At 46.6% G+C, this 14,510-nt stretch carries 12 protein-coding genes; 8 read left to right on the top strand and 4 right to left on the bottom strand.

Annotated elements, in window-relative coordinates:
• Nucleotides 1-43 precede the first annotated feature (43 nt).
• From M3P05_RS11050 to M3P05_RS11020, 7 genes are all read left to right on the top strand, one after another.
• A complete protein-coding gene (locus tag M3P05_RS11050) occupies nt 44-1,039 on the top strand; it encodes a PhoH family protein (protein ID WP_249699677.1) in 996 nt (331 codons plus the stop codon).
• Complete coding sequence (ybeY, locus tag M3P05_RS11045) at nt 1,039-1,527, top strand: rRNA maturation RNase YbeY (protein WP_249699676.1); 489 nt, start codon at nt 1,039-1,041, stop codon at nt 1,525-1,527. The genes M3P05_RS11050 and ybeY overlap by 1 nt, the downstream gene beginning before the upstream one ends.
• Nucleotides 1,520-2,377, top strand: coding sequence for an HlyC/CorC family transporter (locus M3P05_RS11040; protein WP_249699675.1), 858 nt, complete (start codon nt 1,520-1,522; stop codon nt 2,375-2,377). Before ybeY ends, M3P05_RS11040 begins: the two co-directional genes overlap by 8 nt.
• 60 nt (nt 2,378-2,437) lie before the next feature.
• On the top strand, nt 2,438-3,931 hold the full coding sequence (gene lnt / locus M3P05_RS11035; protein ID WP_249699674.1) for an apolipoprotein N-acyltransferase: 1,494 nt from the start codon (nt 2,438-2,440) through the stop codon (nt 3,929-3,931).
• 187 nt (nt 3,932-4,118) lie between these two features.
• The gene (locus tag M3P05_RS11030) at nt 4,119-5,111 is read left to right on the top strand and encodes a hypothetical protein (protein WP_249699673.1); all 993 of its coding nucleotides are present in this window, start codon (nt 4,119-4,121) and stop codon (nt 5,109-5,111) included.
• Nucleotides 5,112-5,222: 111 nt separating this feature from the next.
• The gene (locus M3P05_RS11025; RefSeq protein ID WP_249699671.1) at nt 5,223-6,278 is read left to right on the top strand and encodes an RING finger protein; all 1,056 of its coding nucleotides are present in this window, start codon (nt 5,223-5,225) and stop codon (nt 6,276-6,278) included.
• A gap of 130 nt (nt 6,279-6,408) precedes the next feature.
• On the top strand, nt 6,409-7,407 hold the full coding sequence (locus M3P05_RS11020; protein WP_249699670.1) for a type II asparaginase: 999 nt from the start codon (nt 6,409-6,411) through the stop codon (nt 7,405-7,407).
• Nucleotides 7,408-7,486: 79 nt separating this feature from the next.
• Here M3P05_RS11020 and M3P05_RS11015 read toward each other — a convergent pair whose 3' ends face one another.
• Complete coding sequence (locus tag M3P05_RS11015) at nt 7,487-8,656, bottom strand: porin (RefSeq protein ID WP_249699669.1); 1,170 nt, start codon at nt 8,654-8,656, stop codon at nt 7,487-7,489.
• 203 nt (nt 8,657-8,859) lie between these two features.
• Complete coding sequence (locus tag M3P05_RS11010) at nt 8,860-9,513, bottom strand: dioxygenase family protein (protein WP_249699668.1); 654 nt, start codon at nt 9,511-9,513, stop codon at nt 8,860-8,862.
• Nucleotides 9,514-9,655: 142 nt separating this feature from the next.
• On the opposite strand from M3P05_RS11010, the gene M3P05_RS11005 reads away from it, so the two are divergent.
• Nucleotides 9,656-10,132 (top strand): Mpo1 family 2-hydroxy fatty acid dioxygenase, encoded by a 477-nt coding sequence (locus M3P05_RS11005; protein WP_249699667.1) that lies wholly within the window; start codon nt 9,656-9,658, stop codon nt 10,130-10,132.
• 11 nt (nt 10,133-10,143) lie between these two features.
• Here M3P05_RS11005 and M3P05_RS11000 read toward each other — a convergent pair whose 3' ends face one another.
• Both M3P05_RS11000 and M3P05_RS10995 read right to left on the bottom strand, forming a co-directional pair.
• On the bottom strand, nt 10,144-12,009 hold the full coding sequence (locus M3P05_RS11000; RefSeq protein ID WP_249699666.1) for a hypothetical protein: 1,866 nt from the start codon (nt 12,007-12,009) through the stop codon (nt 10,144-10,146).
• Nucleotides 12,010-12,334: 325 nt separating this feature from the next.
• Entirely contained in the window at nt 12,335-14,440 is a 2,106-nt protein-coding gene (locus M3P05_RS10995; protein WP_249699665.1) for a hypothetical protein, read from the bottom strand.
• Between the last annotated feature and the right edge of the window lie 70 nt (nt 14,441-14,510).

Genomic DNA, 14,510 nt, shown 5'->3' with positions numbered 1-14,510 from the left:
ATATGCTTTAAATAGATTCGCCACAAAGGCTGACCATTACATTTTGAACGCATTAAACGTACAACCAGAAACCCTTCAGTTTGACCTCGAACCTGTCGATGCCCGCCGCTTTGCAGAGCTATGCGGCCAGTTCAATGAACATCTAAAGCAGATTGAAAAGCGCCTGGGAATCCGCATCAGTAACCGCAGCCAGCACTTTGAACTGTCTGGTGAGCTGGAGACCATCAAGGCCGCTGAAAATGTTATCCAGCGGCTCTACGGCGAGACAACCGCCAATAACAGCGTCACCCCGGAAATGGTGCACCTGTACCTGCAGGAAACAGGGATGGACCAGACCGAGGCTCAACAAAGTCAGGACGATGTGGTTATCAAGACCCGTAAAGGGTTGATCCGCCCACGAGGCAAAAACCAGCAGCACTACGTTCGCACGATTCTGGAGAACGATATCAACTTTGGGGTTGGCCCGGCCGGTACCGGTAAAACCTATCTGGCGGTTGCCTGTGCGGTTCAGGCTCTGGAACAGGAAGAGGTTCGCCGTATTCTTCTGGTGCGTCCTGCTGTTGAAGCCGGTGAAAAGCTGGGTTTTCTGCCCGGAGATCTGGCTCAGAAGATCGACCCTTACCTGCGCCCTCTTTACGATGCACTGTACGAAATGCTGGGTTTTGACAGGGTGACCCGCCTGATCGAGAAAAATGTGATCGAGGTTGCTCCCCTGGCTTATATGCGTGGCCGCACCCTGAATAATGCGTTCATTATTCTGGATGAATCCCAGAACACCACCACAGAACAGATGAAAATGTTCCTGACCCGTATCGGCTTCGGCTCAACGGCTGTTATTACCGGCGATATCACCCAGATCGACCTGCCTCGCAATACCAAATCCGGCCTGCGCCACGCTCTGGAAGTGCTGGAAGGTGTGAATGGTATTGGCAGCGTTCGCTTCAACTCCAAGGATGTCGTTCGCCACCCACTGGTACAGCGGATTGTTGAAGCCTATGATCGCTACGAGAATCACATGGAGCAGGGTCAGCAGAAGTAATGACCGTTCATATTGATCTGCAGGTTGCCAGCGAAAGCAGCGGCCTGCCTTCCGAAGAGCAGCTTGCACAATGGGCCAAAGCTGCCATCCGTGATCTGCGAGATGAGTCTGAAATCAGCATTCGTATTGTTGATGCTGAAGAGGGGCAGTCACTGAACAACCAATGGCGCGGTAAGGATTACGCCACTAACGTGCTTTCTTTCCCCTCTGACCTTCCCCCTGAATTGAACATTCCACTGCTGGGTGATCTCGTCATTTGTGCCCCGGTAGTAGAACGTGAAGCAAAGGAACAGCACAAAACTTCCTCCTCCCACTGGGCGCATATGGTTATCCATGGCACACTGCACTTGCTTGGCTATGACCATATTGAGGATGCAGAAGCTCAGGAAATGGAAGGGCTGGAAACAGATATTATGCAGTCTCTTGGTTATAACGATCCTTATTCACAAGACTATCTCACCGAGGACAAGATAGAAGACAATGGCTGATGATCACCCGGGCAACGGTCAAAGCAATCGAAACTGGCTGGAGAAGCTGAAACAGGTTTTCTCCGGCGACCCCCAAACCCGCGACGAGCTGCTTGACCAGCTTCGCGATACGGAGCAGCACAGCAACCTGATTGATGGCGAAGCCCTTCGCATTATGGAAGGTGCACTCCAGGTATCAGATATGCAGGTGCGGGAAATCATGATTCCCCGTTCCCAGATGATCTGCGTGGAAGCAGACCAGAGACCAGAAGAGTTTCTGCCCCAGGTTATCGAAGCCGCCCACTCCCGTTTCCCGGTGATTGGTGACAGCAAGGATGAAGTTCTCGGCATCCTGCTGGCCAAAGATCTTCTGCCATTGATTCTTGAAGACAACCGCAAGCGATTCAGCATCAAGGATCACCTGCGTCAGGCAACAGTTGTTCCGGAAAGCAAACGCCTGAATGTTCTTCTCAATGATTTCCGCAGCAACCGTAATCATATGGCCATTGTTATCGATGAATACGGTGGTGTTGCGGGTCTTGTCACCATTGAAGATGTTCTTGAACAGATCGTCGGTGATATTGAAGATGAATACGATGTCGAGGAAGACAGCTATATCAAGCAACTCGGCAAAGATGAGTTTGTAGTAAAAGCACTGACACCGATTGAAGATTTTAACGAGCACTTCAAAGTTGAGTTCAGTGACGAAGAGTTCGATACCATTGGTGGCATCGTCATGCAGCAGTTTGGGCACCTGCCCAAGCGCAACGAATCTGTCACCATTGATAAATACAACTTCCAGATATTGAATGCTGACAACCGTCGTATCCGCCTGCTGCGGGTGACGAATGCTGCCGGATTTAAGCAATAAATATATTTGGACAATCATGCCGCACCAGATTTTATTGCGGCATTTTTATTAAGACTGTTTATGACACCTGATCAAAAAGATTGGCTGGGATATCTTTTCGCTGCTCTGGCTGGTGCACTGGTTCCACTTGCATTCAGCCCGTTTTATATCTGGCCTGCGATGGTCCTCAGCACAGGAACTCTCTTTTTCCTGCTTGATAAAGCCGGCTCAAAAAAGATCGCTGCTCTTCGGGGTCTTTGCTTCGGCATCGGCATGTTTGGAACCGGAGTTTCCTGGGTTTACGTCAGCATTAATCAGTTTGGTGATGCTCCGGCACCACTGGCAGCGCTGTTAACCGGATTATTTGTTATCGCTTTGGCTGCTGCTTTCGTTATGCCACTGGCATGGTTGTTCGGATATTTAAAAGCTGACCGTCAAACCTGGCAGAAAGTTCTGCTATTTACTGGCCTATGGATATTGTTTGAATGGTCCCGAAGCTGGTTCCTGACCGGTTTCCCATGGTTGTTGGCTGGTTACACGCTTCTGGATACGCCGTTCTCCGGAATAGCGCCAGTTACTGGTGTCTACGGCTTGAGCCTTCTTATAGTTAGCGCAGCAGCTGTGCTGATCGCAATTATTCGGGAACCAAAAAGCAAAGCTAATTATGCTGTTGCTGCTGTCGTATGTATTTTGGGAGTAACCAGTACTTTTCTTAAGGACTCTGACTGGACAACCCCGGCTGATATCAGACCAATCAGTTTCAGTGCTATCCAGGGAAATATTTCTCAGGATTTGAAGTGGAAACCCAGCCATCTCGAAAACACTATACGCACGCTAACAAACCTTTCTGCTGACCAATGGAGTAAGGATCTTATTCTCTGGCCAGAAAACTCTATACCGGCCTTTCCCCAGAGGCTTCCTGAACTTATCAAGGCTCTTGAAGAACAGGCAGAATCAACTGATACAGCCCTGATAATCGGCGCTCCCTGGTATGACAACGGCCCTTACTACAACAGCCTGTTCGGGTTGGGAAAAGCAAAGGGAGAGTACTTCAAGCAGAAGCTGGTTCCATTTGGCGAGTTTGTACCACTGGAGTCTGCACTGCGGGGGATTATTGCTTTCTTTGATCTGCCTATGTCTTCATTCAGCCGTGGTTCAGCAGAACAGACCGGGCTAACCGCCAAGGAACAACTACTTGCTGCTTATATCTGCTATGAGATTGTTTATCCGGATTTCGCAGCAGAACAAGCCAGAGAGAAAGACTTTCTGCTGACTGTTTCCAATGACACCTGGTTCGGTTCCTCCATTGGCCCGGAACAGCATTTCCAAATGGTTCGAATGCGCTCTCTGGAAACCGGCCGCTACCAGTTAAGAGCCACAAATGATGGCATTACTGCATTGATCGGTCCAAAAGGCGAAGTAATCCGCACATTACCGCGCTACCAGCAGGGAGTACTTGAGGGCGAACTGCCAGCAATGACAGGCATAACACCATTTATGCAATTTGGCTCCTGGCCCATTCTTATTCTGGCATTATTGCTGATATTTCCATCTCTGGTGCGTGAAAGGCTATAACGTTTCAAAAGCTTGTCGAGTTTTGGTCGGACACGAATTTTTGCCGAACATAAGTTTTTGCCGAACATAGTTGTCCGGCTTTTCATAACCCGAATGTTAGTAAAATTGACATCCTTCTGAACTAAAGCAGTCACCTCACTCTCATAAATGTTACTTGATGGCAGCTTTAGATGATGAGGGTAAAACAATGGGTACAGATATAGCAGCTTTGGTGTGGCCACGAACAAATCCAGATAATGGCTATGACCCACACATCTGCGGACGGTGTGGTGGCAACAACATTGCACAGTGTGAATGGGAAGGACATCTGATCAGGCAACCTACCGATGAGCTCCCCCACTTCACCAATTTCTCAGCTCCGCAGAATATTCAGGATTTATTTAAGCAGCTTCCAGAATATTTATTGCAGGATCATTACAAACTGCTTAAGAGTCTCACCTCAATGCGCAAAGGAGACCTGGCTTATCAACAGCTTTGTCTGAAAACACACGTTCAAGATACAGTGCGGTGCCTCCAACAGGAAAAACCAGTCAACCGCATACACCATTTATGCTCACTTATGGATCTTGTAGAGCAGGAATACATGTCCATGGGGAACTTGAATGAAAATGCCTTTTCAGGTGTTCTAACCCAATACCACAAGATGCTTGAACATGAGCTTAACAATCAGGTTACGGCTCTCAGCAATTCACAGGGTAAATATTACGGCTGGTGCCCATCATTTAACAGAGTGTGCACTGTTGCCTCTAATGTAGTTTCGCATTTGCGCGACTGGTATAAAACTCTTACAACACCGACAACTCCACCTAAAACTCACACGGCACCTGAGAATATTCAGTACGACCCTTATTACGATTATCTCGATAACATTCTCATCTATGAGTACGGTCTGTCTGAGCAAGAAATTGATGCATTTTTTGGCCAGATCAAATTGTATGATGAAGATGAAAGGACTGTCCGGGCAATTGTAAAAGCCTGGGTGGGCTTTAAAAGCCAGCGCCCCTCCAGCCCCCGGAATCTGACAAACTTTATGCGGCTTTATGAGTGGGGCTTTTTGACAGTTGATCAGCTGAGAACCTTGTCGGAAGCTCAAAACCAATATGATGCTATCAGTGCGTCTTATCATCTGCTTATAGCAGCGGGAATATGCAATAGTGAGGGCCGTCAAATAATAAGGTAACTAACAAGACTGTTACTCTCCCGGTAATTTTTCTGACTTCTGACAGTCCAAAGCTCGTAGTATTCGAAATACGAGCCACTGGTGATTTGTTAAACAGGGAGGGCAGAAAAAATGGACGGAATACCTCAAGCTTCTAGCTCTAATCCTGGTTCAGCACGCAGGAAGCGTGCCCCTTCTTTTAGACCAGACCCTAAAACAGGCGGGACATTAACCAAAATAGCCAAATTTGGCCATTACGATGCACAACTCTGCGATGCTGTTCGCGATCATTCTTTTGATCAAATTCTGCAAGAAACTGACCCAGTGATCATGCATAAAATCTTTAGTTGTTTGGATATTCTTCAAATGACAGCTGAAGCGAAAAGGGTTGAAGCAAGAGACTTAAGAGTAGAAAACGATTTAGTAAAAAAAATCTATAAGCAGCAATCAAAGGCAAATCAGGAGACAACCACTGAGCTTGTTGAGAAAGCAACTGCCCCAAGGGAGCAGATCATGGAGGATCAACGGCAAAGCATTAGAGCGCTGGAAGAAGAAAACAATAAAATTAAGGCCGAGGCCAGAAAGCAAAAAACAACATTCCAGAAGAGATGTGCTCAACAAGCCAACCAACTTAAAGAGCTGGAGGCTCAACTCAAACAAAAAGAGCTGGAGTTCAAAAGAGTTCAGGAACATGCCGACTATGTGGAGGCAACACTGGAACACTCTGTAGCAACGGCGGCCCAACCACTGATTGCAATGAGTATGATGAATACCCTTACGCTGCTTCTTCCTCAGTGTGATATTTGTCAGGAAACTATCGACTCCGTAAACCCTTTAAGACATCAAAGGATAAAATCAAAAGACAAAGTATGTATTGCATACTTTCACCCTAAATGCATTCAAGACAGGCTAAAGCCTAACGCAGAAGCCCCACTTAACTGTCCAAAATGTGGCGATATTTTTTATATTGAAGAAGTTCCAGGCAGATTATGGTCAACTCCCGCCAGAGCCGTTGTGACTTATGAAGATATCAGCAACGCAGCCGTTATTACCAAACTGAACGTGCTTCGCCAACATCTGCCTGAAGAGTCAGCCTTAAGAAAAGGAGTTTTTGAGCGTAATAATCCTAATGTTAAGATGCTGGTAGAAATAACAGAAGAATTATCAAAAAAGCCGAAAAGACAGTAATAATCAACTTGCCTCACATGCAGCCTGCCTTTAGTCTGTGGCAGCTTTTCTGGGGCTTATCCTGATCATCAGCGTCTATTCTTTAACCTTGGTTCTGTCAACAGAACTTAATATTTCACAGAGACCAAACGTGTCTAAAAAACCCCATATCGTCATTATTGGAACTGGCGGAACCATCGCCGGAGCAGCAGCATCTGAGACTGGTGGTGCCTATACATCTGCCAAAATGGGTGTGGATGAACTGCTTTCCGTGATTCCGGAAATTCGTGATCTGGCAGATATTACCGGAGACCAGATAGCCAGTATTGGCTCTCAGGACATGGACGAAGCGGTATGGCTACCGCTCGCCCGCCGCTGTAATGAACTGCTGGCACATGACGATGTGGATGGTGTCGTGATCACTCACGGTACAGACACTATGGAAGAAACCGCTTTCTTCCTTCATCTGACCGTTCACTCCCCCAAACCTGTTGTATTAACAGGTGCCATGCGCCCGGCCAATGCTCACAGTGCCGATGGCCCTATGAACCTGTTTGAAGCTGTTGCCACAGCCGTATGCCCTGAAACAATCGGGCGAGGGGTAACTGTTGTCACCAATGATACGGTCTGGGGTGCTAGGGATGTCACGAAATCCTGCACCACCGCCATTCACACATTTCAGGCTCCTAACTTTGGCCCGCTTGGCCATATTCATGCACAGAGTGTGGAATTTCAGCGCATGCCCCAGCGCAAACATACGGTTGATTCTGAATTTCACGTTGGTCAGCTGGAGAAGCTACCCCGTATTGGCATTGTTTACGCCCACGCCGGTGGTGACAGTGCTTTGGCCGTAAGAGCCTTTATCGAAGCCGGTTATGATGGTCTGATTCATGCTGGCTTTGGTAACGGCAACTTCCATAAGGACGTAGGCGTTGCCATGGAAGAAGCGGTTGCGAAAGGAATGATTGTTGTCCGTTCCTCCAGGGCACTGAGCGGTGCCACAACAGAAGCAGGCGAGGTTGATGACAGCAAATATGGATTCATTGCATCAGGGCTGCTGAACCCTCATAAAGCCCGGATTCTTCTGCAGCTGGCACTAACCACCACCAGAAACCGGGAAGATATTCGACAGATATTCAAGGCGTATTAACTTCCGGGATTCTCTGCGTCTTCTATACAAGTTCCGTACAAGGCATGGAAGACGCAGAGTATTCAGCTTTTTTAACTAACTAGAAATAAACCCGGGCCCCAAAAGCGTACTTGCTGGCTTTTGAACTTTTGGCCACCAGCTCTATACCATCAGAATTACGATACTTGTATTTATCTTTAAAGTCGGTGTCTACCTGGGCAAATTCGACAAATGTGACCACCTGTTTATGTGGGCTGTAGTCCAGGCCAAGGGTAAAGGTTTTGGTTTCCGCCTCTCCCTTTACCAGATTGTCACTGGCGTTTTTAACATTGGGATACTTGCTTTTAATTTCTATCGAATCGTAAACAGTGTATAAGTTAAGTTTGTCATCAAGCTTATATTTTGCGCTTAAACCAAAGGAGTTGTGGTCAACATCCAGATCCTGCTTTCTGTCCGCCTGATAGTTAAACCTGAAGAAAGCTGCCGCCAGGCTTACGTCACCAAAGCTATACCCAGCCTGCACACCGGTAGAAACTGCCTTTACATCTTTTGAGTCTGCAAATTTCTCCCACACCCACTTGCCACTTTTCCACTCTTTCTTTTCCAGCTTGTTCAGCGTGGCTGTGGTGTAGGCAGCCTTCAGGCTTAAGCCGAAATCTGAATCCCATACCCCTCCAAACGCCATTGTTTTGTCAAGGTTACCCTTATATCTCTGATCATTGTTGGTCGCCTCTCCATGCTTGGTTTCGGTTTGCAGGCTGTAAGTATCTTCCTCGTCTGTTGAATGCTGAGCCATAAATGTGAAGCCATTGTTGCTCCACTTATAAACAAGCCCGCTCTCTATGGAACCGGTACCAAAAATATTTTCGCCATTTTTTGCATCCCCGCCAAAAGCCCAGCTCTGGTCATAATCAAAAATGTCACCGTGTACTGAACCATGACGCCCGAGAGTCAGGGAACCGGTTTCGTCACTCCCCGCTTCGATAAACCCTTTACTGAGTTCAACATTGCCAGACTCATTAAGGTCAAATGAAAAACGAAGATACCCTTTAACATAGAACCCATTATCCAGATCATACTTGGCGTAAGCTCCAAGTTTTGAGCCACTCATGCTGAATTTGGTGCCCTTGTCATCTTTTTCTGTATTGCTGTATGTGGATTTCACCTCACCAAAAATGTTTAACGTTGCACCATCCTGGTTATACACATCAACAGCGAGTGCATTTCCTGCAACAGCTGCAACAGCAGCGGCCAAAACCGACTTCTTCATTACGAATACTCCAGTGGTTTTTCTTGGTGTTGGGATAACAGAACCCCAAATCAGACCACTCTCAAATATAGACGCACTGGAGCAGGCGAAAAGAAAGATTAACCAACAACTGTCACTTAATGTGGTTTGGGCGGGAAAGGCACTGAAAACCACAGTACCAAACCGGACACCAGCAGGAGGAACCAGCACAGCTTCAAAAAGGTTTAAATCACCATATCAAAGTGACACAACATGGGCTGGCCTTCTTCAGCCGGTTCAACACGAGCAGTCAGAAGATCACGCTCCTGTTGTTCCTTGCCGTACATCACCAAGTCAAACTTGTTGATGTCGTTATAGAGATCAAAAAGAATCTGGGAGGTAAATGTTCTTTGTCCGGGAACAGATACGGTGAAATGGATATGGGGAGCCCTGAAGGCAACAAGGCCACGCTCTTTATCAGCTTTTCCGGGCACAGGGTATGAACCAGGTAAAACCGTGTGAAACAGGTATCGTCCTTCTGAATCCGTGATGGTTCGTCCTTCATAACAGAAGTTCGGATCACGCCATTCGGCCCGGTCTTCGTTCGGATGGTCATACATGCCAGTTGCACAGGCCTGCCAGAGAATAATTTCTGCATAGGCAAGGGGGACACAGTTCTGGTCTGTCACACGCCCCATCAATGTAATTTTATGCCCTACAGCTTCAGGGCCATCAGGATGCCTGCGGGTTAAGTCATTGGTTAAAGGCGGGTTAGCCAAAGGCTTCATGGGCCCGGCACCGGATGCAGGAATTTTTTTACACTCTCGGGCACAGACATGGGCAACACCCACCGCAACACCTGCCGCCAGCATATTTCCAAGAAAACGCCGCCTTTTCACAGAATTACCCCCGCTGCTAACCACATAAGATCAATAAAAATAGACCCGAAAAACTGCCTGCTGGTCCATAAAGTCCGCATTTTCGTTATCTGGTGTTACAGTAATGTCACCAAAAACAAAAATAATGAAGAAGGTGGAGTTAATGAACAGCAAAACTATCGATCAATGGTTTGAAGAGTATGGTGAAAGCCATCAGAACCGAACCAATAAGCTGATCCACTGGATCTGCGTTCCCCTGATCTTTCTGGACATCCTGGCTCTGCTCTGGTCTTTGCCGGCTCCAGCAGCATTCAGCGCCATTCACCCCTTGCTGAACTGGGCTACCCTCTCGCTGCTTTTTGTTCTTGGTTTTTATATTCGCCTGTCTCTGACAATCACTCTTGGAATGTTCGTTCTATCTCTTGTCAGCTACACCCTGATCGCCTGGTTTGAAGCAGCTCAAATTGCATCACTCTCCATAACAGCTATCTCTGCATTTGTTGTTCTATGGATTTTTCAGTTTGTTGGCCACCATATTGAAGGGAAAAAACCATCATTCTTTAAGGATCTCCAATACCTGATGATTGGCCCGGCCTGGTGCCTGGGGTTTCTTTATCGAAAAATCGGCTTATCTTATTAAGCCGGTTTTCGTTATCTTCTGGATTTACGTTTAAAGTAACACTCCAGATTTTCAGCAGCGGCATGTTGATTACAGGAATGAACCAGCTTAATCAGGAGCTCTGGTGTGGGCAGACCAGCCTCAAGTGAACGGCCTCTTCCCTCCAGCCAGTGCTCCAGCACCTCTCTCATACAAGCTATGACATTCCTGTTATTGTTTTTTTGTATAGCCAAGAGTTCCGCAATATCCAGGCGCATGAGAATTCCCAAACAAAACCATTCTATCGTTCCAAAACGACAGCTCTTCAATAGCTGAAATAGCTCAGCCTGGTGCTCAGAACAGAAAGGTGTATTCAGGCGCAGCTGCTCAAATGGTAGTGTATCCAGGCGCAGCTGCTCAAATGGTAGTGTGTGGTCAGCCCCCCTGGTTAGAACAGGCTTTACGGCATTTTGAGCTCTTCTTCCGAAATGCGCTTTCAGATTCTCTGCACTTGCAGCTCCGTCAATGGTTTTCAGAGCGGCTATCAGGTGTTGTTGTGTTGGAGGGCTGGAGCCCGGACGGGAAGCCCAGTTGTTAACCCAGCGCCAGATAACCAGAACGAATTTAGACCCACAGTCCACCCCTTCCTTTTCGATGCCATTCAGAAGGCTGCCGTCCAGTCCCAGCTCCTGCCCCATCCTATGCCATTTAGAATGAGATATATGAGTGGTGGGTTCTATTATATAAACAAACAGATCTGTCAACACGTTTTCAGGCAGGTCTCCAGATGCCCCATCCTTTAGCGGCAATGATTTCGTCGATTCTTTTCCCGCAATTTGTTTGAAAAAACCACCTCCTTCAACAATAGCCTTGAATCGTCGTCCTTTTTCGGGTGAGGTGCAGGAAATAGCATCACTTAATTTTTTAACATTTGCTTCATCAGCCTTTTTGTCTATCCATTTTTCCAGTAGTTTTAAGATCAGTTCGCCACCAGAAGATTTAACATCATCTTCAACAACCCTTATTTCATGTATAGACAACCCCAATCTAAGAAAGAAACGACTATTACCCTTAATATTTAAGTAGCCCAGTAATTCCACAATAAAAGGTATATGCCCTTCATTAATAACATCGTCCTCGGTTCTCCAGGGGCTTGGTTGCCGATGTATTTCCACATCAGGGTTTGTGTAGCTTTCATTAACCTGGTTTTGTGAAAACTTCTGCTGTATTTTCTGGGCAACGTCATTTAATTCCATTTCTTTTAATACGTGGCATAACCTTTCCAACGTTGCAGGGCCTCTCCAGCAGGTATAGTCATCACCGTCAATCCATGCCGTTAAAACCTGCCAGAAACATTGCTCACAGTCACCACGATTATCTAAACCAATATCATCCAAAGTCATGTAATTCAACCCTAAAGCCAGGCCGAGGGTAAACCATTGAGTCGGTGAAAAGCCAAGTGTCCTCAGTTGTTCCTCTAACGCCTGTAAATGCGTTATAGAAAGAGGCCTGTCGAGTGGCATATTATTAAATGGTACAAAAACACCATGAACAGTACCGCTGGCAGGCTCGCAGGGTATAAGCCATTTGCGCTCAACAGCACAGGCATAATTTTCATCAATGCTTTTCAGAGCTTCAAGTAAATGGCCGGGAATGGTTGTTGATGAATTTCTCCTCCATTTATAAATGACTGCTAAAAAGCGTCGCTCGTATGGTTCATCCTCAATGCTTGACAGGTCATGTTTTGACATCCCCAGTTTTTTTCCCAGCTCCTCCCATTTATCAACAGGAAAACGATTAGCTATCATAGTTTCAAACAAAAATGACAAATCCGGTGATGACAGTTTGGCACCTCTGGCAGGGCGTTCGCCTTTTGAGGTGACAGGATCAGGGCACGCAAGCTGCGGTTCAACTTCCATCGACTCGATACTGCCCCAACTTCTCAGTCCTGGGATGACTGCGGTTGATGAAGCATCCACTGCCCTCCTGCCAGAGCTACCGTCCGGGTAAGGTCTGACTCTATATTTGACAGACGATGATGACGTGGGGGGAGACTTGAATGTTGGGGGATTGACTTCCCTTCCCGGCAAGTTGCTTTTTCCCCGTTTAATATTTCCACACATATTCTGCCTCCTGAAGAAATTTTTACTTCTTCTTTGGACAGCTGGTGATTCTTATTACTCCAATTCTTTCATGACCACTTTGTACAGTAGGACTGACAATTCAATCAGGAACTGTGGTTCGTTATTTTTCCGAGCATGATTTAAAGTAAGCTTCCATCCTGTCAGCTGCAGCCGGATCGCCTGTTAAACGCATAAACTTAACCAAAAGAGCCGGTGTGGGTGGCCCGGCATGAATCAATGAGCTGCCAGCCCAATTCAACCACTCCACAAGCACCCCTTGAAAGCACTTTGCAACATTCCCTGAATTGTCCTTCTCAATTATCCTGAGGTTATCAATGCGGAGGCGCATTAGAATTCCCAGCGGGAACCACTCAGCCTTTCCATAGCTACATTGATCTAACAGTTTCAGTAAACTGGACAGGTGGGCTGGCTGCAAGGGGGAGTTTAGGGTCAGTTGATCAAATGTTGCCATTTGGACTATTTGCTCTGAACCTCCAGGCTGGCTCGCAACAGAATGCCATGATGTTTGTAAATGCTGTTCCAGTTTTTCTGCTGCCACCGTTTCGCCAATTTTTTTTAGAGCGAAGATGAGTTCATTTTGCACAGGAGGGCGGGAACCAGGAAGGGCAGCGAAATTGTTTACCCAGCCCCAGATGACCAGAAACGCTTGAGAATAGCGGGGGCCAGCCGCAATGTCATTCAACATCTCGTCACTCAACCCCAGTGTCTGCCCCAGTTTCCGCCATTTAGCGGTAGGAAAATGGGAACTTTTTTTATCCTGAATATAAACGAACATATCAGCCAGTCGATTATCTGTCAGCTCTCCTGGTGACCCATCTTTTACCCCGACTGAAGCGTTTGTTAGCTCCTTCTTTGATTCCTGTCCGGCAAATTCTTTATGGTAACCACCAGCATTTAATAGAGCTCTACATTTTTTTCCTTTTTCAGGTGAGATCTTTTTAACCGCATTAACCAATGCTTCAGCTGTTGCCATATCAGCCTTTTCTTTCAGCCACTTATCAAGCAGCAAGACAACACACAGTTGAACAGAATTATTGTTTTCTGTTATGCCTGTTACAATATACAAAGGTAAACCCAGGTAAATAAATAAATCAAAACAATCATATTCACTTTCAGCGATGCTCAGATGTTCCAGCATTCCCAGAATGAACGGCAGGTCACTTTCCTTAATAACATCCGTTTCGTTCGCCCATGGTTTCTCTTGCCAGATGCGCCTCACATCAGTGCTGGTATAATCTGGAGTAATTTCATTACCTGAAAATGTCTGCTCAAGTGTTTCAGCACAAGCAGACTCTCCAATCGTATGCAGTACATGACAAAGCCTCTTCATCGTCGCGGGCCCTCGCCATTCGGTATAGTCATTCCCTTCAATCCATGTCATTAAAACCTGTCGAGCACATTGCTCAACATTACCGTTTCCAGCTAATTGAATGTCGTCCAAAGAGTAAAACGTCAATCCCAAAGCCAGGCCCAGTGTCATCCAGCTTGCTTTATGAAAATTAACCTGGCTGAGATGCTCTATTAATTGAGGTAAATGTGATTTTGAAAGAGGCCATTCGAGTGGCAATTGCTCAAAAGGCACATAGGGCTTATTCACATGATTGTCAGAGGCACTGGCAGACTGGGGCTCTATGCACCATGCACTTTCAATGGCTTTGCCTGTTGTCTCATCAATACCTTTCAAAATTCGAAGTAAATTGCCTGGAGTGATTTTGTGCAGGTGGCTGTTTTGCCGGAACCATATGTTAATGACCTCGCAATGACGCAGTCTCACAGGCGTGTTGCCGATCTCCATATTTGATAGCGTGTTCGGCGAAACATCCAGCGCTTTTCCCAATTCCTTCCATTTACCTGCAGGAAAACGACACTTGATGATGGCTTCAAACAGGTACGATAAAGCCGGTTTCGAAATTCGCATATCCATCGCAGCTTGTTTGTCAGCTGAGGCTACAGACTGTGGATTCACTGATGTTGCATGAACCACTTCCATAGGTTCTGTCTTCCGATCATCTAAAACTTTGTCTGTGGTTCCAACTGAAGAATCAACCAGCATCTTCTGTGGAAAAGATTCTCGAGGATTTTCAGGGCTTAGCGTATCCCTTTCCTGGCTCGAATCCTTCGTCTTCTGTTTTTTGGGGTGATAATTTACATCACCGGCTGAACTGTCTGAATGGGTTCTCATTCTTTTTCCCCCTGGTCCAAACATATTTTTGCTCCCTCAAGGCGCACAGGAATCATTCCACTGCCTTAAAGAAGCATTGCACAAGGTATGCAAA

This window comes from Parendozoicomonas callyspongiae (assembly GCF_023502345.1).
In the GTDB taxonomy this organism is placed as follows: Bacteria; Pseudomonadota; Gammaproteobacteria; order Pseudomonadales; family Endozoicomonadaceae; genus Sansalvadorimonas; species Sansalvadorimonas callyspongiae.
Note: the sequence above shows the minus strand (reverse complement) of the source record. Positions and strands in the feature narration are given on the sequence as shown.